The following is a 26,186-nucleotide window of genomic DNA, read 5'->3' as shown; positions in this document are numbered from 1 at the left end:
AAGCCGCCCCGGAGTTGCCCCCCAGCTGTTTACCGCGTTTTTTGAGTAGCAGCCACATGCCCACGGTGTCATCGGCGGGCCAATCCGCCAGCCAGTTGCCGACGCTGCCGTACTCCTCCGCCAGGTCCAGCACCAGCTGGGCATTGTGACGGATGGCTTTCATTTTTCCCCAATGACGGATCAGACGCGTGTCCTGCATGCGCTCATCCAGCATGGCGTCGGGCATGAGCACCAGTTTTTCCGGATCAAAGCCGAAAAAGGCCTCCTCGAACGCCGGCCATTTATTGTCCACCAAAGAGTGCTTGAGGCCGGCCCGGAAAATGCGGCGGGTCAGCGCCGACAGGTAGAAGGCATCATCACGGCTGCGCAGCAGGCCCGCATCTGCCACAGTCGGCAACTGTCCTTTTACGGCTTTCAGGGAGCCCTTGCGGGTTACCGCCAGGGCCAGCAAATCCTTGAATGGGGTCACGGCCTGCTCCAGTTCCATATCGTTTGTAGTGACTCGATATACAGTAATTTGGGGACATTGTAGAATCAGCCTCTTGGCTCTATCCAATTCAACGGGACCGGCATGACCATCGACCAATACCACGTCAACAAATCCGACAAATTACGCGGCGTATGTTACGACATCCGCGGCCCGGTGCTGCGTGAAGCCCATCGCCTGGAAGACGAAGGTCACCGGGTGATCAAACTGAACATCGGCAACCCGGCCCCATTTGGCTTCGAGGCTCCGGAAGAGCTGCTTCAGGACGTGATCAGCAATCTGCCGGAATCCACCGGTTACTGTCACTCCAAAGGGTTGTTCCCGGCCCGCAAGGCGGTGATGCAGTACACCCAGACCAAAGGCATCGAAGGCGTCACCGTGGATGATGTGATCATCGGCAACGGTGTTTCCGAATTGATCGTCATGTCCATGCAGGCGCTGCTCAACAGCGGTGATGAAGTGTTGTTGCCGGCACCGGACTACCCACTCTGGACCGCGGCCGTGCGCATGTCCGGTGGCACCCCGGTTCACTATCTATGTGATGAGCAGCAAGACTGGCAACCGTCACTGGAAGATATCCGTGCCAAGGTGAACAAGAACACCAAGGCCCTGGTGATCATCAACCCGAATAATCCCACCGGCGCCAACTACGAACCGGCCATGCTGCAAGAGCTGTTGCAGATTGCCCGGGAAAACAACCTGATCGTGTTTGCCGACGAGATTTACGACAAAATTCTCTACGACGGCGAAGAGCACACCTCGATCGCCTCCATGGCCGACGATCTTCTCTTTATCACCTTCAACGGCCTGTCCAAGAATTATCGCGCCGCCGGTTTCCGCGCCGGCTGGATGGTGATCTCAGGCGCCAAACACCGGGCAGAGAGCTATATCGAAGGCCTGGATATGCTCGCCAGCATGCGCCTGTGTGCCAACGTGCCCAGCCAGCATGCCATCCAGACAGCCCTGGGCGGCTATCAAAGCATTGGCGATCTGGTGCTCCCCACCGGGCGACTGGGACGCCAGCGGGATCTGGCCTGGGAAATGCTCGACTCGATTCCCGGTGTCAGTTGCGTAAAACCCAAATCCGCCCTGTACCTGTTCCCGAAGCTGGATCCGAAGGTCTTCCCGTTTGAAGACGATGAAGCCTTTGCGCTGGACCTGCTGCGCGAAGAGAAGGTACTGATTGTCCAGGGCACCGCCTTCAACTGGCCGGAGCCGGATCACTTCCGCGTGGTGTTCCTGCCCCGGGTGGACGACCTGGAAGATTCCATCGGCCGGATTGCACGTTATCTTGATCGGGTACGAAAAAAATAAAAAAACGCCTGTAGGAGCGTCGCTCGCGGCGCGATAACCCAGTAACGAGGTGCGAGTTTCGAGAAGCGAAAATCAAGCTCCCATTTGTTCAGGTTTGGACTTTCGAAACCCGCTGCTCGCAACGCGAAACTCTCGTTATCACACCGCCAGCGATACTCCTGCAGTTGCCTGGAAGCATTGAACATGTCACACCTGCACATCGACGACTTCAGCCATGATGTTGCCCGCATTCTAATGCAGGCGTATATGAACTTCCCGCGCCCCGGGGCGTTGTATGTGGAAGATATTATCGGGCCGACGGAAGTGGACGATGTGGGGCTGCACAGCAGCCGACACATGGCTTGCCTGGGCGCCATGATGTGGCTGGCTGAAGAAGGTTGGCTTCGCTATGAGGCGACCATCTTTCAGGAAGGGATTGAGCAGGCGATACTGACCAACAAGGCTTTCGTAGTGTTGACCGCCATCAGCCAGTTGCGTTTCGAGCAACCCGATCCATCTTTGCCCGCCACCGTAAAGCACGAAAAGGCGACACTGGCCGAACAGTTCCTGCAAGCCATTCGTGCCCGGGATTCGGTGCGAACCACAGCGGTGGTCCGCTATCTGCTGTCACGGCAGCCGGAACCGGTTCAAGCCGAAGAGTTCGCCGATCTGCTGAAGCCGGAAGACAACCCGCCCTTCGCCACCGAAGACGGCTTTTAATCCCCGTCCGTTGCCTATGCGTAGGGTGCACTGAGCCTAAGGCGAACTGCACCATCAAACGCCGGATCGGTGCAGTTCGCCTTAGGCTCAGTGCACCCTACGGTAACTGTTGCAAATGCAGGAGCCAGCGATCCGTCTCAACTATCGAGCTCTGCCGGTCGACGGTAGTGATAATGCACCGTCTTCAGCGCAGGTTCCCCGACTTCGTCAAATCCCGGAGCCCCCGGTAAACGCCCTACCCGCTCTGCTCCCGGCAGATTCTGCTCCACACAGGCTTCCAGCCAGCCATAATCCAGCCACGGCGCATTCACACAGGCGAGAATTTCCGCTTCGGGAGCGAGCAGTTTGTGCAGCTTCTTCAACACCCTGGCATAGTCTTTTTCGACCATGAAACTGCCTTTTTGGGCGCTGGGTGGATCGATCACGATAATGTCGTAACGGCCCAGGCTGTGGAGTTTTTTCCAGCTACGGAAAATGTTGTGTGGCAGGTAATGCACCCTGGCATTCTCGAACCCGTTAAGTCCGTGGTTCTGCTGCCCCAGCCTGAGCGCCGGATCGGAAAGATCAATATTCACCACCGATTCCGCACCACCGGCCAGGGCCGCCACGGAAAAACTGCAGGTAAAGCTGAACAGGTTGAGGACTTTCTTGCCCTCGGCGCGCTCACGAATCCAGCGCCGCCCTTGCGCCATATCGGCAAAGAAACCCAGATTCTGTCCGCGCTGGAAATCCAGCTTGTAGACCAGTCCATCCTCTTTCGCCAGGGGCGACTCCGGCAGCTCACCACATACCAGCACATTGTCGGCTTTGCCGTCATAGCGATGCTGAATCACCAGGGTGTCACAACCCAGGTCGTTCAGCCTTGCGGTCAGGCAGTTTTCCAGCTCCTGCAAGGTGGTCTCGTCCTGGGACCGGAATACCGTGGCGACCAGTACCGGCGCAAAGCAATCGACGGTTAGCCACTCCAGGGCGGGTACGGTTTTCCCCCGGCCGTGAAAAAGACGATGGCGAGGCTGCGAGGGGGGAACCAGATACGGGGCAAGCAGGTCTGACAATTGGGAGGAATGCATAGGACCGGGAGAGCATGTGGCGGGTACGTTTGCCGCGCAGTATACCTTGCCTTCACGGCCTTCGCCCCCATAATCAAGTGTTCCGATAAGACGTGGAGACAACCGACGATGATGCGCATAGCGCTTTATCTGCTGACTAACCTGGCGGTGATTGTGGTCGCCAGCATTACTCTGAGCCTGCTCGGGGTGAATTCCTATTTTGCCGCCAGCGGTTCCGGGCTGGACCTGACCAGCCTGCTGATTTTCAGTGCCGTATTCGGTTTTGCCGGCTCGCTGATTTCCCTGTTGATCTCCAAGCCCATGGCCAAATGGTCTGCGCGGGTGAAGATCATCGAGCAACCCGGCAATGACGCGGAGCGCTGGCTGCTGCAGACCGTCAAAGAGCTGTCTGACAAGGCTGGCATCAAAATGCCGGAAGTGGGGATTTTCCCGGCGCAGCAATCCAATGCCTTTGCCACCGGGTGGAACAAGAATGACGCCCTGGTAGCGGTTTCCCAGGGTCTGCTGTCCCGCTTCCGTCCGGAAGAAGTGCGCGCGGTATTGGCCCATGAAATCGGCCATGTGGCCAATGGCGACATGGTTACCCTGAGCCTGGTACAAGGCGTGGTGAACACCTTCGTTATCTTTGCCGCCCGCGTGGTGGGCTATGTGGTGGACAGTTTCATGCGCCGTGACGGCGGTGGCGGCCTAGGCTTCGGTTACTTCATTGTGGTGATCGTGGCGGAGATCATCTTCGGTATCGCTGCCAGCGCCATTGTCATGTGGTTCTCGCGCTTCCGGGAATACCGGGCCGATGTGGCCGGCGCCCAGCTGGCAGACCGCCGCGACATGATCTCGGCCCTGCAACGGCTGAAGGCGGAATCCCAGATGCCCAACCAGATGCCCGACACCCTGGTTGCCTTCGGTATCAACTCCGGCCTCGCCAAGGGCCTGAAAGCGTTGTTTGCTTCTCACCCGCCGCTGGATGATCGGATTGCCGCCCTGCAGGAAAAGCGGCACGGCTGAGGATAGTGAACAGTTAACAGTGCGCGATCAGCGCACTTAGCTCCTGAGACGCAAGAGGCCGCGCCCAAACCATTGGCGCGGCCTCTTGCATTCCAAAGCATGACAACCTCTTCCGCGACGCTGTCCTCTGTTAACTATTCACTGTTAACTGCCTCTGTACTCACCCGATACAACACCTGATCTTCATAGCCGGTCGTCACCGGCCACAGCCCACACAACTCCCGGTCGAGCTCTGCATCGCCGGTATCCACCACCAGTGGTCGCCCTGCCAGCGTCTTCAGTTTGGTGCGGGTTGCCAGTATCTGGATATTGTCCTTGCCCAGGCGCCGAATGAGCGCCGGACTGAATTGCTGGTTGCCACGGCCGAACAGATGCCCCTGGCCGCCGATCACGGTAATAACCGCCCGGGCCGGGGCATCGCCGATTTCCTCCAGCAGGGCCCTGGCGCCCAGATCCCGACCGACCACTTCGTGGTTATAGACCAGATCCACCCCCAGCAGGGTGTTTTCCAGACCCAGTTGCTCCATGACCAGCGCCACGGTGGAACCGGAGCCCATCAGGTAATAGGTGTCGTCTTCCAGGTTATCCGCCATCCAGGCCGCCACTTCCGTCACCACCAGGTCTTCCACTTCGCGGCCACCGCACTTGACCTGCTGCAGGTAACGGGCCTCGGCAGGAACCCGTAGCTCGCCATAATGACGGGCACGGACAACTCCCTCACGGAAAGCGTCCTCATCGATATCCCGTACTTCTGCCAGTTGCAAACCCACCAGTTCGCCGCTGGCCAGTTCTGTCAGCAGGCTGCCTGCCGCTTCCGGATTGATGGCGTAAACCGCAGAGTGCATCTTGCAGCCGGCAGGTACCCCCAACACCGGCGTTCCCTGTCCCACCGCATCCACCAGATCCCGGGCAGTACCATCCCCGCCGGCGAACAGGATCAGCTCCGCCCCGGCGTTTTTCAGCGCTTCTGCAGCCCTGTGGGTGTCCTGGGGACCGCTGGGCATGGCGGACTCACCGATGACCTGACAGGGCAACCCGGCTTCGCGGCAGCTTGCCTCGCCCATCTCGCCGGCCCAGGTGAGCACCCTCAGGTTTCGAGCTGCGGACAGGGCCTTGAGTGCACGGCTCATTCTGGCGGGCGCCTGCGGCTCGGCACCCCGTCGCAGGGCTTCTTCGCGGGTTGCCTCACCATCACTGCCCTTGAGGGCGACGCTGCCACCCAGGCCCGCGTAGGGGTTGACCAGAACACCGAGGCAGAGACTTTGGTCGACTTTCATAAAGCGGTCATATCCAGATACAAAAATGGCATTGCTGTCCACGGGGACCAGCGCCTAAATAAACAACTTAATCATGCATATTTACAGGGATGCAGCCATGAATCTCGACAGCCAGCAACCCGGCAATCCTTTCCACGGTGGTGCCATCATTGATGAGCAGGGCCGGGAAATTCCCATTACCGAAGCGATGATCCAGCAGGCGTTCCAGCGCCTGGAAAAGAGCTGGCAGCCCCCTGCCCGTTCACTCAATCCCGGGCAAAAAGCCGGCGCATGATCCGTTGCCAGGGCGCGGCGATTTCACCCTGGTGGCACCAGTCATGAAGCTCGTGGCGCACCGGGTATTCCTTGCGCAGCCGGTCAAAGGCCGTAGCCGGCTCCGCGGCACCAAGGCTGTTTCCCAGCGCCTGGTGGTCCACTGCTAACCGGTATGCCACCTGCAACACCCTTAGCAAATCCTCTTCGTTTGCCACCGCCTGGCGGATAATGCCATTCCTTGCTGCCTGGGGAGCGGGGGCTGCCGTCACTCCCAGCCAGTCACAGAACGCCAGATAAAGCATCTGGGTCCCCTTGAGCTTGCCCTCGGCGCTGTATCCGGCAATATGCGGAGAGCCGAGAAGAACCTGCTCAAACAGCGAAGGCGGCACCCGGGGTTCACTTTCCCAGACATCCAGAATCGTGGCCGGGCCCTGGCCCGCCTGCAGGTTTGCCAGCAGGGCCTGATTATCAATCACGGGCCCCCGACAGGTGTTGATCAACATCTGTGATGCTGATAACCGCGCCAGCCGATCCGCATCCAGCAAATGCCGGGTAGCATGCTCACCCCGGTCTGTCAGCGGCACATGCAAGGTAATCAGGTCCGCATCGAGTATGGCATCCAGGGATTCGAGACGATAAGGGCCGCTGTAGCCCTGTTCTGCCAGCGGCGGGTCGCAGGCACGCACCTGCATCCCCAGATCAGCCAGCCAGTCCGCCACCCGGTGCCCAACATTTCCCAACCCCACCACTGCCACCGAAGCGCCACGGGATGACCGGTTGCGTGCCTGACAGAGCAACAGCACCGCCTGCAGCACATACTCGGCCACTGCCCGGGCGTTACAGCCCGGCGCATGCGCAAAACGAATGCCCTGCTGTTGCAGATAGGTCAGGTCCACATGGTCGGTGCCAATGGTTGCCGAGCCCACAAAGCGGACCCGGGACCCTGCCAGTAACGCCGCATCCACCCGGGTCACCGAGCGGACCAACAAGACGTCCGCTTCCCCCAGTTGCTGCCGGGTCAGGTTGCGCCCCTCCACCCGTGTCACGGTCCCCATGGCAGCAAAGGGCTCCAGCCCGGGCATATTGGCATCGGCAACGATATGCATCGGTTTTCTCGTCAGCGGGCAGCCAGCAGACGACGGGCGGTATCATCCACTGCCCGGGCATACTGGCCACCAAAAAGGTTGTAGTGATTTAGCCAATGGTACAGGTCATAGACTGGCCAGGCCCGGTATTGCAACACCGTGGCAGACTCCGACTGATAGCCCTCAAAGAACGCTGCAGGCACTCCGCCAAACAGATTGAGCATGGCCAGGTCCACCTGTGGGTCGCCATGATAACAGGCCGGATCGTAGAACACCGGCTCGCCGTTAACCTGACCCAGGTTGCCCTGCCAGAGATCACCATGGAGCCGGGCACAGGGTGGCCGGGAAGGTAGCCAGCGGTGCAGCTGGTCAATGACCTGCCCGGTCCGTTCAACCGCCGTGGTCGGCAACCCCCGTTGCCGCGCCCGTTGCCACTGGGGAAGCAGTCTTTCGTTGGCAAAAAAGGCCACCCAGTCGCTGTGGCTCGTATTGCTCTGTGCGCTGCCGCCAATAAAGTTGTCCGGGTGATTGCCATAGAGGACCGGGCACTCGGTGCGGTGCAGACAGGCCAGTGCTGATCCGGCGGCCATCCACTGGCTGCTACCCGTGAGAGGGGCAATGTCCAGGTATTCAAGAATCAGCACCCCGCCCTCCGGGGCCGAATGGCAATGCACCACCCGGGGAACTCTCAGGGTGGGTGCCAGCGTCTCCAGGCCGAGGGCTTCCGCCTCCAGCAACAAGGGATTGCGATGCTGTTTGACGAAATAACGGCTCTCTCCGTCCTCGAGCATTGCGCTACGGGCGGTGTCGCCCCCCGCCATCGGCGTCAGGGTCCAGTTGCCCTCCAGGCCAGCTTCATTGAGCCCCTGTTGCAGCAATACAGGTAATTTCATAAAAATAAACGCAACTCTTTGACTATAGAAGCCACCAAAATCGGCTCTCGCGGCCAATAATGACTGACTGTTCCCCTTGATTTAAGCCATTCTTCTGATTACAACTAGGCATTACGCCAGCCGGGTTACCGGCCAATAACAACAACATAAAGCGATCGCCACCCCATGAAAGCAATCTTGCCCCTGTGCGGCGCCTTCCTTGTCGGCCTGTGTTCGTTCGCCAGCGCCGCTGATGACGACGGTCTGTCCGAACAGATCCGCCAGTTGAAAAGCGAAGCGCTGGACCTGAACCGTGACCTGACCCTTCTGGAACAGGAGCTGCTCTACGCCAGCCCACAGACCAGTATCTTCGTGTCCGTGGATGTGGGCACGCCCATTCGCCTGGTTGATATCAATCTGACCATTGATGGCGAGCATGTGGGCTACCATTTCTACAGCGACCAGGAATTCGAAGCCCTCACCAAAGGGGGCATCCAGCGCCTTTACACCGGCAACCTGGCCAGTGGTCGTCACGTGATGGAAGCCACCATTACCGGCTACGACCCCCTCGGCAAGGACTACCAGAAGACCACCAGCTATACCTTTACCAAGGGACCTGGCAAAAAAATGGTGGAAATGCAGGTGGTGGATGACCTGAACAAGCAGCAACACAAGTTTGAATTCCGTGAGTGGAACCAGCAATGATACAGCGGCGGCGAAAACGGTGGCTGGTCGCGGCGTGCTTCGCCACTCTGTTATCCCCTGCCCAGGCGGCCAAGGTCGAGTTTTTCGATGATATCAACGAAGGCCCCGTTCCGCTTGGTATGGAAGAACATCGTTATCTGGCCTTTGGCGAGGTCATGTTCGACTACTATCGACACGCCAATTTCAATGCGATCAACAAGCTTCTGGTCAATCAGGAGCTGTCGCTGTTCAACGAGGATACCGATTACGCGGAACTGCTGCTTGGGGACCTGTATGTCACTTACGGCCTGCCTGGCAAGGCCGAGGTGATCTTCAACCGGCTACTGGAAAAGGACATTCTTAGCCGGACCCGGGCGCAAACCTGGCTTCATAAAGCCGCATTACACTACCGCGAGGGCAATCTGGCAGAAGCCGCTATGATCCTCGACGGTGATAACGTGGAAGGCCTGGACCCGGCTGACGACGCCCGGCGGCGCCTGATGCTGGCGAATATCCTGATGGCCGAGGAAGACTTCACCGGCGCCCTGGATTACCTGCACTCGGTCCCCCTCAGCACGGACGAAGGCCGCTATGCCACTTATAACATGGGTGTGGCATTGATCCGTGGCGGCCATCGCGATCAGGGAGTGGCCTTGCTGAAATCCCTGCTGGAGGCCGGAGGCAGTTCCGATCAGGCGCTCGCCCTGCGTGACCGGGCAGCTCTGGCTGCTGGCCTGACGGCATTACGCGAAGGCAACCTGCAAAGCGCCCGCGCCGACCTGCGTCAGGTACGCAGCGATGGCCCCTTTTCCGAAGATGCCCTGCTGGCTCTGGGCCTGGCAAACTACCGGGCCGGCGAGGTGAAGCGTGCCCTGCCCCTGTGGCTGGAAGCCGTTCGGCGCAACAGCAGCCACCCGTCCGTCCAGGAAGCACTGATGCTTGCCCCGCGCGCCTATGAAGAGCTGGGCGGGCTGCCCCAGGCGCTGGCTGGTTACCAATATGCCGCCGCCGAATATCGCCAGGCCCTGAAGGATGTCCAGCGGGCCATCGATAATATCGCCAAGCCGGGCTGGTCAGAGGCCTTGTTACCGGAGGATCGCAACCAGTCCGGTCTGCTCCCGGCCAACAGCGGCGATCTTGCCCAGGGCAGTGAGCTTTCCTATCTGTACAAGCTTTTTTCCAGCAACGACTTCGCCCAGCGATTCGAGCACTACCGGCAGATCCACCAGATCAAGACCATGGTAGAAAATTGGCAGCAGGCCTTGCCTGCGCTCCAGGAAACCCACCAAATCCAGCAACAACGCCTGAGTCGCAATCTGCCCCATGTACGCGGGGAAATGACCCGTCACATGAGCCGCCAGGAACAGCTGGCCATGGCCAGCGACCGGGTCTCCGCCGCCATTCCCAACTTCGTTGATATGAGCAACCCCGCGGACGTGGCCACCCCGGAACAGGCTGTCATGTGGAAAAAAGTGGATGCCCTGGCTCGCCAGTTCGGCACGCTGCCCGGCTCCACCCACGCCAATGCACTGAGGCTGCGCAAGGTTCGCGGCCTGTTGTTGTGGGATATTGCCCACCAGTCGATAGAACAACGGGAAAAACAGGAGCAAGCTGCTACCCAATTACGGGAAGAAAGCAGCGTGCTTGGCGAACGAATCGCTGCTGTGCAACAGCAAATACGTGATGCCACCCTGCGCACACGGGACGACCTGGGCCAGCGACTGGCCGGGCAAACCCAGCGAATTGAAACAATAAAACGTCTTACCGAAGACACACTTGAGGCTCTGGAAAAGAGCATGAAAGCCGACGCCCTTGCGCTTCTGCTCGCCAACCAGCAAAGACTGGCCGACCAGTTGGCCGAGGCCCATCTGGCCGTTGCTCGCCTGCAAGACTCTTCGGTATCCGACGGCAGTACACAGAGGAAAGGATCGTGACCCGATTTCGCCTGCATGGCCTGGCCGCCGCAATGATTGCCCTGGGCGGCTGCGCGTCTGCCCCACAAAACGGCACCCTGGAACAACAGGCTCGCTTCGGCGGGACAACCCTGGCGGATCTGGAAAGTACCGACATCATCATTGAAGAGCAGCAACTGGAAAGCGCCAGCACCCAGGATGCCTTGAACAGCTATCGCCAGGCTGCCGAACTGTTTGATGATCCGGAACGCCGGGCCAAAACCCTGCGTCGCATGGCGGACCTGGCACTGACATCGGCTACCGAACAGGAAATGGGTAGCGAGGATGACAGTGATCTGGAACAGAAAGTGGACAAGGTGGTTTACGACAACACCATGGAACAGGTGAATACCACCCCGGATAACGAGCGTAAGATGGCGCTGCTGGATCTGGCCGGCACCATGGCTCCCTCACTGGCGGACCATGATGTGGACTACGACACCGCCATTTCCCTGTATCAGGAGCTGCTCAATAGTACCGACGATCCCGGCCAACGGGCCGAAGCCTATTACCTGCTGTCCAAGGCCTATGCCATGGATGGCAACCTGGAGCAGGCCCAGGCCAGTCTGGACGCTCTGGTCAGCCAATACCCGAACAGTGAATGGGCCCTGGAATCCCAGTTCCGCCGCGGTGAAATGCTGTTTTCCGATGGCGACTATGAGTACGCCGAACAGGCCTACGCGGACGTGATAAAGCGTGGCACCGACAATGAATTCTATAACCAGGCACTCTACAAACGAGGCTGGAGCCATTACAAACTGGGTGACTATGAATTGGCCCAGGGCAGCTTCTTCACCCTGCTGGACAATCTGAACGGCAGCAGCGAACTGGCTGACGACACCAGCATGGAAAACAAGCTGTTCACTGATACCCAGCGCGTGGTCAGCCTGGCCTTCAGTAATCTGGATGGTCCGGATTCGGTGAGAAACTGGTTTGCCCGCAACGGCAACCGGGACTATGAACCGGCGATTTACCGCTCTCTTGGCCAGGTCTATCTTGGCCAGGAGCGTTTCCGGGATGCGGCAGAAGCCTTTGATATGTTCGTCCAGGTGTATCCGGATTCGACCCTGGCGCCGGAGTTCTCCAGTCTGCAGATCGAGGCCTATCAGAAAGGCGGCTTCCCTACCCTGGTGCTTCCGGCAAAAGAGAAGTTTATCCAGCACTATGGCATCAACAGCGATTACTGGGGACGCCACCCGGACATTCGCGAACAGTATGTATCGCTGCTCAAGGGACATATTCTTGACCTGGCCGAATACCACCATGTGCTCGCCCAGCAATCCGGCAAGCCCGCGGATTACCGCGAGCCAGCCCGCTGGTACCAGGAATACCTGAATACCCCGCCAGCCAGCGAAGACCAGGGCAAGGTCAATCACCGCTATGCGGAAGTGCTCTACGCCGCAGAGGACTACGCCACCGCGATCAGCGAGTTTGAACGCACCGCCTATCAATACCCGGATTACGAGAAAGGGGGAGACGCCGCCTTCAATGCCCTGGTTGCCTACCAAAAAATTCTCGACGGCAATCCGGACGCCGAACAGGAAAACGCCTGGCGGAAAAAGAAAATTGCCAGTGCTCAGCAATACGGCCAACGCTTCCCCGCGCACCCGGAAGTCCCCAATGTGCTGCATGACACCGCCGAGGATCAGCTGGCACTGGGTGACGTGGAAGGTGCGGTCAAGACCGCCGGTATTCTGGTCAACCGCCAGCCGCCGCCTTCTGCCGAGCTAATGCGCTACGGGTGGGCCACCATTGCCAATGGCGAATTCGACCTGGGTCGCTTCAAGGTGGCGGAAATGGCCTATGGCAAACTGCTTGATATGCAGATGTCTCACGAGCAGCGCAGCCTGTACCGGGAAAAACTCGCCGTCAGCATTTACCGCCAGGCCGAGCAGCAGCAGGAACAAGGCAATCTGGATATCGCTGCTGCCACCTTCCTGCGGGTGGGCCAGACAGTACCGGAAGCGGCGGTGCGCAAGAACGCAGAATTCGATGCCGCCACCCTGTTCATTAACCAAGGGCGCAGCACCGCTGCAATCCCGGTTCTGGAAGCCTTCCGCGAACGCTATCCCGACGATCCATTGACCGACACCATTCCGGACAAGCTCGCCATTGCCTACGAGAAAGAAGGCAACTACACAGCGGCCGCCGGCGAATTGCAGTTGATCGCCGCCAATTACAAGAGTGATGATCCGGAACTGTCCCGCCAGGCATTGTGGAAAGCGGCAGAAATGCAGGACCGGGCCGAACAACCCCAGGCGTCCATCGCCCTCTATCAGCAATACCTGCAGGAATGGCCACAGCCCTATGATTTCCGCTCTGAGGCCCAGTTCCGGCTGGTGGAGCTGAACCGGAAAACCGGCAACAGCGAACGGGAAACTTATTGGCTGCAACAACTGGTCACCAGTTACCGGGAAGCCGGTAACGAGGCCAACGACCGGGTTGCCTGGTTGGCCGCCTACGCCAGCTTTACGCTGGCAAAGCCCAACTTCCAGGAATTCAAGCGTATCTCGCTCAGCCAACCCCTGAAGACCTCACTGGCCGCCAAGACCGATGTGATGAAAAAAGCCCTTGCGGATTATCAGGCGGTCGCCGATATCGGTGTGGCAGAATACGCCACCGCCGCCAACTACAAGATTGGTGAGATGTACCGGGTTCTGGCCCGAGATCTGATCGCATCCGAACGCCCCAAAGGCCTGGATGAACTTGAGCTGGAAGAGTACACCATGCTTCTGGAGGACAAGGCCTTCCCCTACGAGGACCAGGCCATCGATATTCTTATCGCCAATACCAACCTGGTGACTGATGACATCTATGACCAGTGGGTAAAGAAAAGTTTTGGTGCCCTGGCAGAATTGATTCCCGGCCGCTATGCGAAGTTTGAACAGGTAGAAAGCTATGTGGACATTATTTACTGATCGCGGCCGCCTTGGCGCGGCCACCGCATTGCTCGCTGCATTGGTGCTGTCAGGTTGTGCCAGCAAGGACGGCCTCGGACTGGAAGGCTCCGGCGAAGGCGGCACCAGCAAATATGAGCAACAGAAAGACGGTGGTGCTGCCGCCGACAGTGACGCCATTCATATTCCGCCAGTCCCCCATGACCCCAAGGTGGAAAAGATCGCCGAGCAGGCCATGGCGGAATATGCCCGTGCCCTGCAGGCACGAATGGCTGGCAACGACAAGCAAGCCCTGGTGATGTTTCGCTCACTGAGTGAGCGTTTTCCGCAACTGTCCGGTCCTGCGCTCAATGTGGGTCTGATCTACATGGAACAGGAGGACTACCCCAAAGCACAGCAGGCCTTCGAACAATCCCTGGCCATCAACGATGCAAACCCTTATGCCCACAATGGCCTTGGCCTGGCGTTGCGGGAACAGGGAAAGTTCGATGATGCGCGCATTCATTACGAACGGGCGCTGGTTCTGGATCCAAAATATGCCCGTGCCCATTTCAACATGGCCGTGCTCGCCGAGCTCTACTTGCAGGATCTGAATCTGGCACTGAAGCATTTCCAGGCCTACCAGAATCTACAGAAACAGCCCGATGAGAACGTCGCCAACTGGATTGTGGACTTGCAACGCCGGGCGCCGGAGTCCCCCGCCCAGCCAGTGGCAAACCAGGATGCCGGGAACAAGAATGGAGAACTGAACTGATGCGACTATTACTCGTCATGGCTGCCCTCGCCTGTGCCTGCGTCAGCCAGGCTGATGACACTGGACAGGAAGCGTCAACCAATGTGATCGGCACCCAGGAAGCCCCCACGGTATTGAATGTGGTGCCCTGGAAAGACCGTGAGGTGAAGCTTGAGAAAAAAGATCCCACCTCGTCCCTGCTCAATCGGGTACTGGAACCCCTTGATCAGGAGGTGCTGATGCGGGAAATCGAGTATCACCAGCTACTCAATCAGGAGCCGGATAACGACGATCTGTTCCTGAAATAATACATCCATCAATATCATTAGATGCACCCACGCCTTTTTTCTGATAAAAATTGGCACTTTGGGGAAGGTGCGGCAACCCGAGTCCGGGCAATGTCGCATGGGAAACAATAACTCTAACAGGTATACCGCAGGAGAAGTCCATGCCCACCACCGCCACCGCGCAGAACACCGGCGTTGTTGAGACCGCAATCACCTTTATTCAGGATGGCGGTTTCTTCATGTATCCCATTCTGGTTGTCCTGGCACTGGGCCTAGCCCTGTCCCTGGAACGTATCATTTACCTCCAGGCCACCAAGGCAAAGAACCAGAAAACCTGGAAAGATGTTTACCCGCTGATCGCCAAAGGCCAATTCCGTCAGGCCCTGGATGTGGTCAGTAACAGCAATACCGGCATGGCCAAGGTGATCGGCTATGGTCTTGAGCGAGCCAAGACTGCCAAGCGTCACGACGATATCGAACTGGCCATGGAAGAAGGCCTGATGGAAATCATCCCGCGCCTGGAAGCCCGTACTCCCTACATCGGCACCTTTGCCAACATCGCCACCCTGCTCGGCCTGCTGGGGACGATTCTGGGTCTGATCAGCGCGTTTACCGCCGTAGCCAGTGCCGACCCGGCACAGAAAGCCGATCTGTTGTCTGCCTCCATTTCCGTGGCCATGAACACCACCGCCTTCGGCCTGATTGCCGCTATCCCCATGCTTCTGGCCTTTGCCTTTATCAACGCCATGGCCGGCAAACTGGTGGACAGCATGGAAATGGCCTCGGTGAAATTCGTTAACGTCTTCCGCCAGGTTTCTGCCCAGCAAGAGCGCAAGAACGACGGCCAATAAGCCGTATTTTCTTGTTTTCGCCAATCTGGTGTAAGGATCTGGTATGCGATTTCGCAGACGACGTTCGCGCGACACCGATGTGGAACTGAACATCACTGCCTTTCTGAATCTGATGGTAGTGCTGATTCCTTTTCTGCTGATCAACGCGGTCTTCGCGCAGGTCTCCATCCTGCAGTTGAATCTGCCCGCGGTGAATGACAGCAGCACTCCCTCGGAAGACGACGAAAAAGACAAACTGGTACTCGAAGTACTGATTTACGGTAACCGCTATGAAGTGGTGGACCGCAACACCAGTGCCGTACTGAAAATTGTCGATAACCAGGGGGACAAACACGATAGTAAAGCCCTGCACGACTATCTTGTCACCCTGAAAGAGAAATTCCCTGAAGAGACAGCCATTACCCTGCTCTGTGAGGATGACACCCCCTATGAGGTGATGATCCACACCATGGACGCAGTGCGTCTTTACAACACGCAGATCAATGGCCAGACCATCAAGAAAGAGCTGTTCCCGAGTATCAGCATTGGCTCGGCACCCCAGGATCAGACTGCGGCAGCGGGAGGTGAGGCATGAAAAAGTCTGCCCGCGCACGCCGTATGGCACGACACCATGGTCGCCACAAGATGGTTGCCACCCTGAACCTGACCGCATTGATGGATATCTTCACCATCCTGCTGATCTTTCTGTTGGTCAATAACAACAATGCCGCCAAATTGCCGGATGATCAGGATATCCAGTTACCGGAATCCACCGCTCAGGAACTGCCTAACGATGTGCTCATTATTCAGGTGAGCCCCTCCTCGGTGGTGATTGATGGGCGCAAGATTGCCGATACCCAGGCGGTAAGAGCACAGGAAGAGCGCACCGTTGAGGCTCTGGTAGAAGAGCTGAAATTCCGGGCTTCCCGGGCACTTGCCCTGGATTCGGAAGAAGAGCGGGAAGTCATGATTCAGGCTGACCGGGATGTGCCCTATGCAGTGATCAAGAAACTGATGCGCAGCTGCATGGAAACGCCCTATACCAAGGTCGCCTTTGCTGTCCTGAAAGTGGCAGAGGAGGAGTCTGAATGACGCAGAAAAACAATAACACGCTGCGCATACTCATCGATGGCTCACTGCCCTGGGACAAACAAGAGGGGGAAGACCGGCGACTGTACGGCATCATTGTCATTTTGCTGATTCTGTCGCTGCTGCTGATGATCGTGGTGGAATCAGTGACCATTGAAAAACCGGATCCGCGAGAACAGCAGGAAATCCCGGAACGACTGGCACAGCTGGTTCTTGAAAAACAAAAAGAACCGCCACCGCCAGAACCCGAACCGGAGCCCGAACCTGAGGAAGAAGAGCCTGAAGAAAAGCCCGAACCGGAAGAGCCAAAGCCGGAACCCAAGCCTGAGCCAGAACCGGAACCACGGCCTGCTGAGGTGGAACGGGAACAGGCACGGGAAAAAGCCCAGGCCAAGCTGGAAGAAGATCTGGGAGACTCACTGGCCGGGCTGGATGATATCGGTCCCCTGGTCAATGCCGGCGACAACCTGCGTACCGGTGGGGATAGCGCCGCCAAGGCCGAACGTGACCTGATCGGCAAGCGTGCCGGTGCCGGCTCCGGAGGAATTGCCACCGCCAGAGCATCCAGCGGTGGCGGCGGTGGCGGCACCCTGTCGGCCGGCACGGTTGGCGGCGGCAAGGTGGATAGCAAGATCGCCGAATCCGGTCAGGCAGCCAGCACCACCCGCAAGGGCAGTGACGGCAAGAGCCGCCGCACCCAGGAGCAGCTACGTCGCGTATTCGACCGTTACGCTGGCAAGTTCAACAGTCAGTACCAGCGGGCGCTGCGCAGCAACCCTGCCCTGCAGGGGACTGTCGTGCTCTACCTGGTGATTGCCCCCAGCGGCGAGGTACAGGATGTGAAAGTGAAATCCAGCCAGCTGGGCGACAGCCAACTGGAAAGACGCATCATGCTAATTGCCAAAGGCATGAACTTCGGTGCCATGAATGTGGAAACCTGGAAGGGAGACTACAAGTTGAACTTCTTCCCGAACTGATCCGGACGATCAGCCACAAAAAAGCCCGGCTCAAAAGGCCGGGCTTTTTTTGTGATGGGGCAACCTCGTCCTGCCTGTCAGGCAAGCGCCTCCAGCGCTGCGCGCAACGACGACGGGATCGGTACCGGCCGTCCGCTTTCCCGGTTCACAAAAACGTGAACCACAAAGCCGGTGGCCTTCGCCGGCCCTTCAGCCCCGAACAGGGCCAGACCGTAGCGCACCGAACTGCTGCCCAGTTTTTCCACCTTCATGCCCACCACCAATGAATCCGGATAGGCAGCGGCTTCCAGATATTCACAACCCGAGCTCACCACAAAAGCAATCTGCTGCCCATCGTGAATATCCAGGCCGCCCTCGTCGATCAGGTAACGGTTGATGGTGGAATCGAAATAGCTGTAATAGACCACATTATTGATGTGACCGTAGATATCGTTATCGCTCCAGCGACTGTCAACGGGACACAGATAACCATACTCCCCGCGCTCAGGCCGGCTCCCTTTCTCTGCCATCAGTACACCGCCTTGTAGATTGCCAACGCATCCGCTTCGGAAACGTCCCGGGGATTGTTGACCAGCAAGCGCTGTTGAAGCATGGCATCCGATGCCAGGGTTTCCAGGCTCTCTTCCGTGACGCCAGCATCGCGCAAACGCACCGGCAAGCCAACCGCATCGATCAACGCCTCCAGGGCTGCTATGAGCGCCTGGGCACCGTCATTGGCATCCGTGAAGGGCCGGTCGCTGAGAATCGGCGCCAACTCCGCATACAGCGGGGCCGCCACGGTGGCGTTGAATTTCAGCACCTCCGGCAACACCAGGGAATTACTCAGTCCGTGGGGAATATGGAAATGGCCGCCGAGGGGATAAGCCAGCGCATGGACCGCGGCCACCGGTGCATTGGCAAACGCCTGCCCGGCCATCATCGCTCCCAGCAAACAGGCTTCCCGGGCCGCCAGGTTGTCGCCCTCTTTCACCGCGGTCACCAGGTTGCCCCCCAGCAGGCGTAGTGCTTCACGGGCCAGCATATCCGAATAGGGGTTTTTCTTGTGGGCACTGGTGTAGGCCTCAATGGCATGAACCATGGCATCCACACCGGTGGCCGCCGTTACATGGGCCGGCAAGCCAAGGGTCAGCGTTGCATCAAGCACCGCCAGATCCGGCAGCAACGATGGCGCCACCACACCCGCCTTGGTGGTGGCACCAGTGGTGACAATGGCCACCGGAGTCACCTCCGAACCGGTGCCCGCCGTGGTTGGCACCTGTATCAGCGGCAAGCGGGGTCCGGTTGCCATTCCCACACCATAGATATCCGACAATTGCTGGCTGGCATCCGGGTGTGCCAGCAACGCCACCAGCTTGGCCACATCCATGGAGGAACCGCCACCGAAGCCAATCACCAGATCTGCTTTCGCTTCCTTCGCCTGCCGTGCGGCATCCAGCACAATGGTATCTGCCGGATCAGCGCTAACCTGATCAAAGACGGTCAGCGGCATACCCGCTTGACGAAAGCTGTCTTCCACCGGTTCCAGCAGTGGCGTGCTGCGAATACCCGGATCCGTGACAAGCAGTACCCGACTGGCGCCGCGCTCCTGACAGAGGGCCGGCAGACGGCCGGCAGCACCCGCCTCTACCAGCACACGATGGGTGGTTGCGAATTCGAAACCCGGCATGATGACTCTCCTGAAAAAACGTGCCGACTGAGGCATCAATGCTAGCACAGGCGGGGATGGCGGATGACGCCGTGGGAGCGGCATTTTGCGTCGCGCCAGCCTGTCGACGCACGCCAAAAATCCGCTTCACCCGAGACAATGGCGTTAACAGAATCAAACCGGAATCGGACAGGAAGGCAGGCCCGGGACACGGTTGTCCCGAGCCGTTAGCGGTCAACCGATAAAGTAATTGTGTGCGTTTTCGTTGATCTGGTCACTGACGTACTGGGCCAGGGCCTGCACGGTCCACTGAATCGGTGCGGTCATGGGTGCCGGAATCAGGCTGGCATCCGCCACGAACAACCCCGCAGTGCCATAGACCTGGCCAGTGGGAGCCACCACCGCCTCATAGGGGTCAGATCCCATGCGACAGGTTCCGTGGGGGCTGAAGCTGTTGGCCCGGAAGGTGTACATGCCCTTCAGACCGTAATCCACCTTTTCCAGGGTTTCATCCAAGGCGAACACGGAATCCACCTCCAGATTCTGGAACGTCGGCATGTAAACCTTTTCCGCACCACCGGAAAAGAAAATACGTGCTGCCAGGGCGGCGGAAGCCTTCATGTTATTGAATTCTTCCCGGTTGGGATTCCAGTGGATGGTCTTGTCACCGCTGTAGGCATCCCCGGACCATTCCACATATCCCCTGCCCTGGTCGGTGCTGAAGGCATTTACACCGGCGTAGTACTTGTAGTCTTTCATGAAGTCGATATGGGCCTTGCCCGCCTTCATGTCACCCTGAGCCAACAGGGATTCCGGTTCAGCCAAGCCGGAGAAAATGGTGTAACCATCGCTGCGGGTAAACTCGTCAACCTGCACGCCGACCAGTGCTCCACGGAAGCCATAGAGCGGCTCCTTGAACTTACCCAGGACCTGAGTGAAAGGCTGAATAGACAGATTTCGACCCAGCTGACCACTGCGATCCGCCAGCTGGCTACGCTGCATGATCAGTGGCGTATGGATAGCCCCGGCGGCCAGTACCACCATGTCCGCATCCACCTGCATGTCAGCCACGTGGGCGCCGCTGTCGGGATCGGTAATGCGCGCTTCCACCCCCCGGGCACGACCATCACGGGTGCGCACACGGACCACTTCCGTATCCGAGAAAATCCGCGCGCCATGGGCGGCCGCCCATGGCAGATGGGTCACCAGGGAACTCATTTTTCGGTCGGAGGGGCAGCCTGCCAGACAGTGCCCGGTAAGGGCACATTGTTTCACGTTGCGCTGGGCCGGTTTCCAGGAAAACTGCATTTTCTCGCAGCCCTGAATCACCTTGTGGGCGCAGGCGTTGATTTCGTGCGCTTCATTGATGTGGATCTGCAGCTGGTCGGCCACCCCATCCAGATAGGGGCGGAATTTTTTCGCCGCCAGGTTCTCAAGACCATAGTCACTGGCCCAGCGATCCAGTACCTCATCGCCAGGCTCTTCCATCACGCAAGCGCCGATCACCGTGGAGCCACCGACACAGGCCCCCTGGACAAAGATGATGTCCGCAGTGGTATTCACCTGGCCAACCTGATCCTGATAGATCTGGGTCATGGTATCGCCCAGGTGTTCGGTAAACTTGGAGCTGGGGTAATAGCGACCGGATTCCAGCACCAACACGTCCCGGCCGGCTTTCGCCATTTCATAGGCGACAATGGAACCGGCCGCGCCGGAACCAACCACAACCACATCGGTTTTCAGGGTAAACCGTTTGCCCAGGTTTGCGTCCAGGGCCACATCTTTTGCCTCAGTGACAGGGACACCGTCACGGGCGACACGTACAAAAGCCATAATTCCCCCTCAGGCTCGCGGCAACGGCGCATTACCGAGGCGTCGTACGCCCCACACTTCGGTTACCGGACCGTGGTATTCCAGTCCCGGCCAGGTGCGCTCATCGCGCCAATAGTTCAACGCCACCAGCGCTTTCAACGTGGTCATCAGGCCTCGCTCGAAAAAGGAGCCTTGCTGCATGGCGTTGACGTAATCCAGGGCCTTGTCGTCGGAGAGGGAGGTGAACTGACTGAACTTGAAGCTGACCATTGGCCGATTGTTGAATACCCAGATCCCGAGACCAAGCAACTCCCGGGTCTGCTGAGGCATCCGCTGTGCCATGGCATCCACGTTTTTGACGGTGGGCACAACCTCGGTGCTGGACGGCAGTCCGTATTGAGCCGTGGGCAGCATCACTTCCGTGAGGCGGCTGATAACCCGGGCTTCATCCTGATTGAGACTGTGATATTGCAGCGTTTGCGGAGCGTCTCTGCGCCCGAACATGCTGGCACAACCGGAAGTGACTGCAGCGCTGGCAAGCACGGAGCTACGCAGAAAACTGCGGCGGCTCAACGGCTCCAGGCCGGCAAGGAAGCCGGGCAGCGGCGCACGCTTGTTGTTATTCATCGAACCCTCTCCTGGGCAGGCCCGGCGTCCATTGGGCCCTTGTTGTTATTGGTGGAGCGGTAATCTTTTAGCGATCCGAATCCGTGGCCCTAGCGGGGATGCATGGCGAAGACGTTGTTGTCACAGGCCTTTTCGTGAACAAGCGGCGTATCTGGCAATACAACCGACTGAAGAAAATTTACTGTAACGGCAACGGCTTACGTCAGGCATCGCCATGAAGCTACGGACGCAGACCCCAGTCTATAACAAACCGTTACAAACGCCAAAGCCCTTGGGAGCCCTGAATACCCCCTTGGGTACTCAGCGTGGCCAGAAGGATGCCGGTGGTTCCCGTTCCCGGCGACAGCACGCAGCCCATGGGCCCTTCAGAGCAGGCCCTGGCTCTGGCGTGCTCAGCCCATGCTCCCGGGTCATCCAGACCGGGCATTCAAGGGGGGATTCAGGGGCTCCCCGATGACCGGGAACAGCCTGCCCCCCTGTCAGGCATTTCCCGGTCGGGTCGCAGGACCTGAGTCAGGCCATCTGGCGGGCAATCCGTGTCGCCAGGGCATACACGGTAATCTGCGGGTTAACGATGATGGAAGTGGGCAGCACACTCGCGTCTGCCACGTACAAGCCTGGCACATCATGGGTCTGGCCATTGGCGGCGACCACGCTTTGCGCCGGATCGGCTCCCATCCGACAGGTACCCTGCGGGTGGTAGCTGACCATGCGCAGGTGCTGAGGCAGGTTTTCCAGGCTGTCCACCTGACTATCAATCTCTGCTTCACTACGGATAACCCGCTGATCACTGGCTGGCACATAGACTTCGGTCGCCCCGGAGGCAAGGTGCAACCGGGCAGCGGCTTTCAACGCCCGCTGCATGGAAGGAAAGTCGGTATCACTGAGCTTGTAGTTGATTTTTTTGCGCTCGCCATCCCATTCAATGCTGCCCACATTATGATCGTGGATCAGGGTAACCAGTCCGGCCAGATACTTGGCATTTGCCATGTAGTCCATGAACGGTTTGCCGGTGCCGGGTTCTGCGGCCATGGTCAGCTCCACCAGCCCTGCTCCCCCATCTTCCAGCACAAAACCGCCCTTGTCCGGATACATGAACTCATCCACATAGACCCCCAGCATGGCGCCACGCCAGGGGTATACCGGCTCCGGATAACGGGCCGGCACATACAATGAGGGGTGGCAGGCGAAGTTTTTGCCCACCTGACCGGACCGGTTAGCCAGTCCGCTCTTGAGCAGGAGCAAGGGAGTCTGAACCGCCCCGGCGGCCAGGATGACACGGGGCGCAGACACCGTCAGTGTTGCCGCCACCGCCCCGTCGCGGCCAGTGATGATCGCCTCCACACCGCTGGCCTTGCCGTCACGGGTAAGGATTTTTTCCACCCGGGTATCCGCATAAATCTGCGCGCCATGGGCCGCAGCCCAGGGCAGATAGGTGACCAGCATGGATTGCTTGCGTTCGGTTTTGCAGCCGGACAGGCAATGACCGGTAAGCCCGCATTGCCGGATATTGCGCTTGAGAGGTTTCACCGACCAGCCCAGTCGGTTGGCGCCGGCGCGAATCAGGCGACCGTGCCGGGGGATTTCGTGCTCACCGTTATCATGAACCGCCAGGTTCTTTTCCACTTCATCGAAGTACGGCGCCAGTTCGTCAACGGTGAGTTCATTCAGCCCGAAATCCCGCTGCCAGTCCTGAAGAATGAAATCCGGGGTACGGAAGCAGACACAACCGTTGACCACGGTGGAGCCGCCCACACAGGCCCCCTGCAAGACCAGCAAATCGCCATCATTGTTACTCTGACCACCGTGATCCTGATAGAGGGTATCCAGGCTGTCGGTAAAGTTCTCGGTGAAGTCTTTGGAGGGCACATACGGACCCGCTTCCAGTACCACTACCTTGAAACCTCGTTTGGCCAGTTCATAGGCGCTCACCGCCCCACCCGCCCCGGAACCGACAATCACCACATCGGCGTCCAGCTGCAGCTGGTCACGGGTGACATCACTGGCCTGGTGAACACGCAAACCGGATGCCTGCCATTTCACTTCGCTCATGCCCGTGCCTCCCCGTCAGCCACACTCTCCGGCAGGGGTGCATTGCCCAGATACGCCAACCCCCACTTGTCACTCACCGGGCCATCGAACTCGGTGGGCGGCCAGGTGGCAGGGTCCTGCCAATAAGCGCTGTAGACCAGTTGCTTGATCACGGTGGCCAAGGTTCGCTGGATCACATTGCCCTGCCCCCAGCTATCGAAATAGGCGCGGGCATCCTCATCATTCAGGTCCACAAAACGACTGCCCCGGCTCAGCACTGCAGCGTTGTCGAACAGACCCAGACCGGAGGCTACCTCCTTGCGCGTCAGCGGGTGCAGGTGTCCCAACAGGGTTTGCACATTTTGCACCACTGGCACCTGTTCGCTGGGCAGCAACGCTGTGCCGTCAACGGGTAACAGTACCTGCCGGGCACGATTGAAAAGATGGTATTCCGCATCGGACAGGCCCTTCGCCCAGGCCGGTGAGGATTGCTGATCCAGGGGGGAACGGCGCAGCAAGGCAAAGCCGCCGGCGGCCACCGCAGCCACGCCGGCAGAGCCCAGCAGGCCCCATTTCAGAAACCGTCGGCGGGCCATGCCCTGTTGCCACATGGCGGAAATCCGCCGCGCCTGAAGCTGGCTTTTCATGGTCTGTCCTCAACGCAAAAATACAGCCTTGAAGCTACTCAAAAGACCACATGAATACAATGTGTTTACTCAGACAGGGCGACTTGACCGCACAGAACAATTGGCCGGTAAACAGGGATCAGGGATCGCTTTTTTCTGGACGGGATACCGGCACGCTGGGGCCCACCGCCACCGGATCCTGATGGATAATCACATCCGCCGCCGGATAAGCCTGACGGATTCCCCGCTCGATACGTTCGGCCAGATCATGGGCTTCCCGCAATGACAGGTTCTGATCCATATCCACATGCAGTTGGATAAACTGGGTGCGCCCAGACTGGCGGGTACGCAGGTCATGGAAACCCAATGCCGGGGAATGCTCCGCCACAATGGCGCCAATCACATCGCGCACATCACCGGGTATCTCACGGTCCAGCAGCAACTGGATGGACTCGCCGGCAATCGACCAGGCGCTGTAAAGAATAAACAGGGCTATCACTAGCCCCATGGCCCCATCGAGCCACAGAAAACCGTATTGGCTGACCACCAGCACCAGGATGATCCCTGCATTGACAGACAGATCTGACAGATAGTGAAGCGAATCCGCCTCGATGGCGGTTGAACCGGTCTCTCTGACCACGAATTTCTGGATCAGCAGCAGTCCGAAAGTCAGCACGATGGAAAATACCATCACCGCGACCCCCACGGCGTTCTGCTCAATCGGTTGCGGATCCATCAATTTGAAAACGGACTGCTGGATCAGGAATAGCGACGAGCCGGCAATGAAAATTGCCTGCCCCAGACCCGCCAGGGCTTCCGCCTTGCCATGGCCAAAGCGATGCTCCTCATCCGCGGGCACCAGGGAATAGCGGATGGCAAAGAAATTGATCAGCGAGGCCAGCGAATCCATCACCGAATCCACCAGGGATGCCAGCAGACTCACCGACCCGGTCATCAGCCACGCCACCGTCTTGGCGGCAATCAGCAGCAACGCGGTGACGATTGACGCCAGTGCGGCGATCATCAACAGGCGATGTTCCCGGCGGTTTTCACTGGTCATGAATGCATTCCGTTAGCAACCATGGAGGCTATTTCTTCGGCAGATAGAGGAGCGGATCCACGGGTTTGCCGTCCTTGCGAATCTCGAAATGCAGCTGAGTCCGGAAAGTACCGGTGGCTCCCATGGCGGCGATTTGCTGTCCGGCTTTCACCGCATCGCCCTCTTTCACCAGCATCTTGTCATTATGGGCGTAGGCACTTAACCAGCGATCACTGTGCTTGAGAATGAGCAGATTGCCGTACCCGGTCAAGCCGCTGCCGCGATACACCACCCGGCCGTCTGCGGCTGCCACCACCGGGCTGTTGTTTTTACCGGAAATAGCAATCCCCTTGCGACCATGGTTGGCACTGGAAAAGGTCTCCACAACCTGGCCCCCTGCTGGCCAACGCCAGCTCACCGGACCCACCGTGGAACCGGCAGAAGCTGTATCAGACGGTTTGGATGCAGGCGGGGTTTGCGGCTTGGCCGGTTCCGGCTTACTGACGGGTTGGCGTTGAGGTTTGCTTGCGGTTTGCGTCGCCGGTTTGCTGTTGCCGGTTGACGAAGGTGAGCCACTGCTGGCGGGGGCTTTCAAGGCCAGGGAAATTCGCTGTCCCGGATAAATGGTATAGGGCGCCGGTATGCGGTTGGCGCGGGCCAGCTCTCGATAGTCCCAGCCATAACGCCAGGCAATGGAGTAAAGCGTCTCGCCGCGACGCACTTCATGGGTCCCCGCCGTTACCTTGCTGGTTCGCGGCTCTTGTCCGTAGATATCAACAACCGGCGCGAAATTACGCGCACTGCAGCCGCTGACCATCAGGAATATCAATGCCGTCGCCAGGGTACGCATCAGAAGGAATTGCTACCTGTCGCCTGTTGGCAAACCATTACCC

Annotated in this window: 26 protein-coding genes; 13 read left to right on the top strand and 13 right to left on the bottom strand. The window is 58.7% G+C overall.

Annotated features, from left to right (window positions below):
* Positions 1–469: DNA-3-methyladenine glycosylase I (locus tag A3714_RS13530; protein WP_063527192.1), on the bottom strand; the 469-nt coding region annotated here is incomplete at its 3' end.
* 102 nt (positions 470–571) lie between these two features.
* On the opposite strand from A3714_RS13530, the gene A3714_RS13525 reads away from it, so the two are divergent.
* Both A3714_RS13525 and A3714_RS13520 read left to right on the top strand, forming a co-directional pair.
* The gene (locus tag A3714_RS13525; protein WP_063509034.1) at positions 572–1,801 is read left to right on the top strand and encodes a pyridoxal phosphate-dependent aminotransferase; all 1,230 of its coding nucleotides are present in this window, start codon (positions 572–574) and stop codon (positions 1,799–1,801) included.
* A gap of 183 nt (positions 1,802–1,984) precedes the next feature.
* Positions 1,985–2,500 (top strand): hypothetical protein, encoded by a 516-nt coding sequence (locus A3714_RS13520; protein ID WP_063509035.1) that lies wholly within the window; start codon positions 1,985–1,987, stop codon positions 2,498–2,500.
* Positions 2,501–2,637: 137 nt separating this feature from the next.
* Here A3714_RS13520 and A3714_RS13515 read toward each other — a convergent pair whose 3' ends face one another.
* Positions 2,638–3,555 (bottom strand): class I SAM-dependent methyltransferase, encoded by a 918-nt coding sequence (locus A3714_RS13515; RefSeq protein WP_063509037.1) that lies wholly within the window; start codon positions 3,553–3,555, stop codon positions 2,638–2,640.
* Positions 3,556–3,678: 123 nt separating this feature from the next.
* On the opposite strand from A3714_RS13515, the gene htpX reads away from it, so the two are divergent.
* On the top strand, positions 3,679–4,575 hold the full coding sequence (gene htpX, locus A3714_RS13510) for a protease HtpX (RefSeq protein ID WP_062817211.1): 897 nt from the start codon (positions 3,679–3,681) through the stop codon (positions 4,573–4,575).
* A 134-nt stretch (positions 4,576–4,709) separates the two neighbouring features.
* Here the strand turns inward: htpX and A3714_RS13505 are convergent, their stop codons facing one another.
* A complete protein-coding gene (locus A3714_RS13505; protein ID WP_063508344.1) occupies positions 4,710–5,852 on the bottom strand; it encodes an ATP-NAD kinase family protein in 1,143 nt (380 codons plus the stop codon).
* 73 nt (positions 5,853–5,925) lie between these two features.
* On the opposite strand from A3714_RS13505, the gene A3714_RS18100 reads away from it, so the two are divergent.
* A complete protein-coding gene (locus tag A3714_RS18100) occupies positions 5,926–6,126 on the top strand; it encodes a PA1571 family protein (RefSeq protein ID WP_348720684.1) in 201 nt (66 codons plus the stop codon).
* Here the strand turns inward: A3714_RS18100 and A3714_RS13500 are convergent.
* The gene (locus tag A3714_RS13500; RefSeq protein WP_063508341.1) at positions 6,098–7,213 is read right to left on the bottom strand and encodes a 4-phosphoerythronate dehydrogenase; all 1,116 of its coding nucleotides are present in this window, start codon (positions 7,211–7,213) and stop codon (positions 6,098–6,100) included. The genes A3714_RS18100 and A3714_RS13500 overlap by 29 nt on opposite strands.
* A gap of 11 nt (positions 7,214–7,224) precedes the next feature.
* Positions 7,225–8,085, bottom strand: a complete 861-nt coding sequence (locus tag A3714_RS13495; protein ID WP_231866118.1) for a fructosamine kinase family protein — start codon at positions 8,083–8,085, stop codon at positions 7,225–7,227.
* 165 nt (positions 8,086–8,250) lie between these two features.
* On the opposite strand from A3714_RS13495, the gene A3714_RS13490 reads away from it, so the two are divergent.
* From A3714_RS13490 to A3714_RS17760, 9 genes are all read left to right on the top strand, one after another.
* On the top strand, positions 8,251–8,769 hold the full coding sequence (locus tag A3714_RS13490) for a hypothetical protein (protein WP_062817209.1): 519 nt from the start codon (positions 8,251–8,253) through the stop codon (positions 8,767–8,769).
* Positions 8,766–10,682: a lipopolysaccharide assembly protein LapB gene (locus A3714_RS13485; protein ID WP_063508340.1), complete on the top strand. Its 1,917-nt coding sequence runs from the start codon at positions 8,766–8,768 to the stop codon at positions 10,680–10,682. Before A3714_RS13490 ends, A3714_RS13485 begins: the two co-directional genes overlap by 4 nt.
* Positions 10,679–13,618: a tetratricopeptide repeat protein gene (locus tag A3714_RS13480; protein WP_231866117.1), complete on the top strand. Its 2,940-nt coding sequence runs from the start codon at positions 10,679–10,681 to the stop codon at positions 13,616–13,618. Before A3714_RS13485 ends, A3714_RS13480 begins: the two co-directional genes overlap by 4 nt.
* Positions 13,599–14,351, top strand: a complete 753-nt coding sequence (locus tag A3714_RS13475; RefSeq protein ID WP_082844774.1) for a tetratricopeptide repeat protein — start codon at positions 13,599–13,601, stop codon at positions 14,349–14,351. The genes A3714_RS13480 and A3714_RS13475 overlap by 20 nt, the downstream gene beginning before the upstream one ends.
* Positions 14,351–14,638, top strand: coding sequence for a hypothetical protein (locus A3714_RS13470; RefSeq protein WP_062817207.1), 288 nt, complete (start codon positions 14,351–14,353; stop codon positions 14,636–14,638). The genes A3714_RS13475 and A3714_RS13470 overlap by 1 nt, the downstream gene beginning before the upstream one ends.
* A gap of 140 nt (positions 14,639–14,778) precedes the next feature.
* Positions 14,779–15,468, top strand: coding sequence for a MotA/TolQ/ExbB proton channel family protein (locus A3714_RS13465; RefSeq protein ID WP_062817206.1), 690 nt, complete (start codon positions 14,779–14,781; stop codon positions 15,466–15,468).
* A gap of 43 nt (positions 15,469–15,511) precedes the next feature.
* Entirely contained in the window at positions 15,512–16,042 is a 531-nt protein-coding gene (locus tag A3714_RS13460) for a biopolymer transporter ExbD (protein ID WP_062817205.1), read from the top strand.
* On the top strand, positions 16,039–16,539 hold the full coding sequence (locus tag A3714_RS13455) for a biopolymer transporter ExbD (RefSeq protein WP_062817204.1): 501 nt from the start codon (positions 16,039–16,041) through the stop codon (positions 16,537–16,539). Before A3714_RS13460 ends, A3714_RS13455 begins: the two co-directional genes overlap by 4 nt.
* Entirely contained in the window at positions 16,536–17,513 is a 978-nt protein-coding gene (locus A3714_RS17760; protein ID WP_062817203.1) for an AgmX/PglI C-terminal domain-containing protein, read from the top strand. The genes A3714_RS13455 and A3714_RS17760 overlap by 4 nt, the downstream gene beginning before the upstream one ends.
* A 77-nt stretch (positions 17,514–17,590) precedes the next feature.
* On the opposite strand, the gene A3714_RS13445 is transcribed toward A3714_RS17760, so the two are convergent.
* From A3714_RS13445 to A3714_RS13410, 8 genes are all read right to left on the bottom strand, one after another.
* Positions 17,591–18,022 carry a thioesterase family protein gene (locus A3714_RS13445; RefSeq protein ID WP_063509638.1) on the bottom strand — a complete coding sequence of 144 codons (432 nt, stop codon included), beginning with the start codon at positions 18,020–18,022 and terminating at the stop codon, positions 17,591–17,593.
* The gene (locus A3714_RS13440) at positions 18,022–19,179 is read right to left on the bottom strand and encodes an iron-containing alcohol dehydrogenase (RefSeq protein WP_063509639.1); all 1,158 of its coding nucleotides are present in this window, start codon (positions 19,177–19,179) and stop codon (positions 18,022–18,024) included. The genes A3714_RS13445 and A3714_RS13440 overlap by 1 nt, the downstream gene beginning before the upstream one ends.
* A gap of 213 nt (positions 19,180–19,392) precedes the next feature.
* Positions 19,393–20,991: a GMC family oxidoreductase N-terminal domain-containing protein gene (locus A3714_RS13435; RefSeq protein WP_063509640.1), complete on the bottom strand. Its 1,599-nt coding sequence runs from the start codon at positions 20,989–20,991 to the stop codon at positions 19,393–19,395.
* A gap of 9 nt (positions 20,992–21,000) precedes the next feature.
* On the bottom strand, positions 21,001–21,597 hold the full coding sequence (locus tag A3714_RS13430; protein WP_063509641.1) for a hypothetical protein: 597 nt from the start codon (positions 21,595–21,597) through the stop codon (positions 21,001–21,003).
* Between the two features lie 513 nt (positions 21,598–22,110).
* Positions 22,111–23,649 (bottom strand): GMC family oxidoreductase, encoded by a 1,539-nt coding sequence (locus A3714_RS13425; protein WP_063509642.1) that lies wholly within the window; start codon positions 23,647–23,649, stop codon positions 22,111–22,113.
* A complete protein-coding gene (locus tag A3714_RS13420) occupies positions 23,646–24,275 on the bottom strand; it encodes a hypothetical protein (protein WP_063509643.1) in 630 nt (209 codons plus the stop codon). Before A3714_RS13420 ends, A3714_RS13425 begins: the two co-directional genes overlap by 4 nt.
* Before the next feature lie 118 nt (positions 24,276–24,393).
* Positions 24,394–25,314, bottom strand: a complete 921-nt coding sequence (locus A3714_RS13415; RefSeq protein WP_063509644.1) for a cation diffusion facilitator family transporter — start codon at positions 25,312–25,314, stop codon at positions 24,394–24,396.
* 28 nt (positions 25,315–25,342) lie between these two features.
* Positions 25,343–26,143, bottom strand: a complete 801-nt coding sequence (locus A3714_RS13410; RefSeq protein ID WP_063509645.1) for a peptidoglycan DD-metalloendopeptidase family protein — start codon at positions 26,141–26,143, stop codon at positions 25,343–25,345.
* Positions 26,144–26,186 lie beyond the last annotated feature (43 nt).

The organism is Alcanivorax sp. HI0007 (assembly GCF_001635525.1).
GTDB lineage: Bacteria > Pseudomonadota > Gammaproteobacteria > Pseudomonadales > Alcanivoracaceae > Alcanivorax.
The sequence above is the reverse complement of the archived record's forward strand: the minus strand, read 5'-3'. Positions and strand labels throughout refer to the sequence as shown.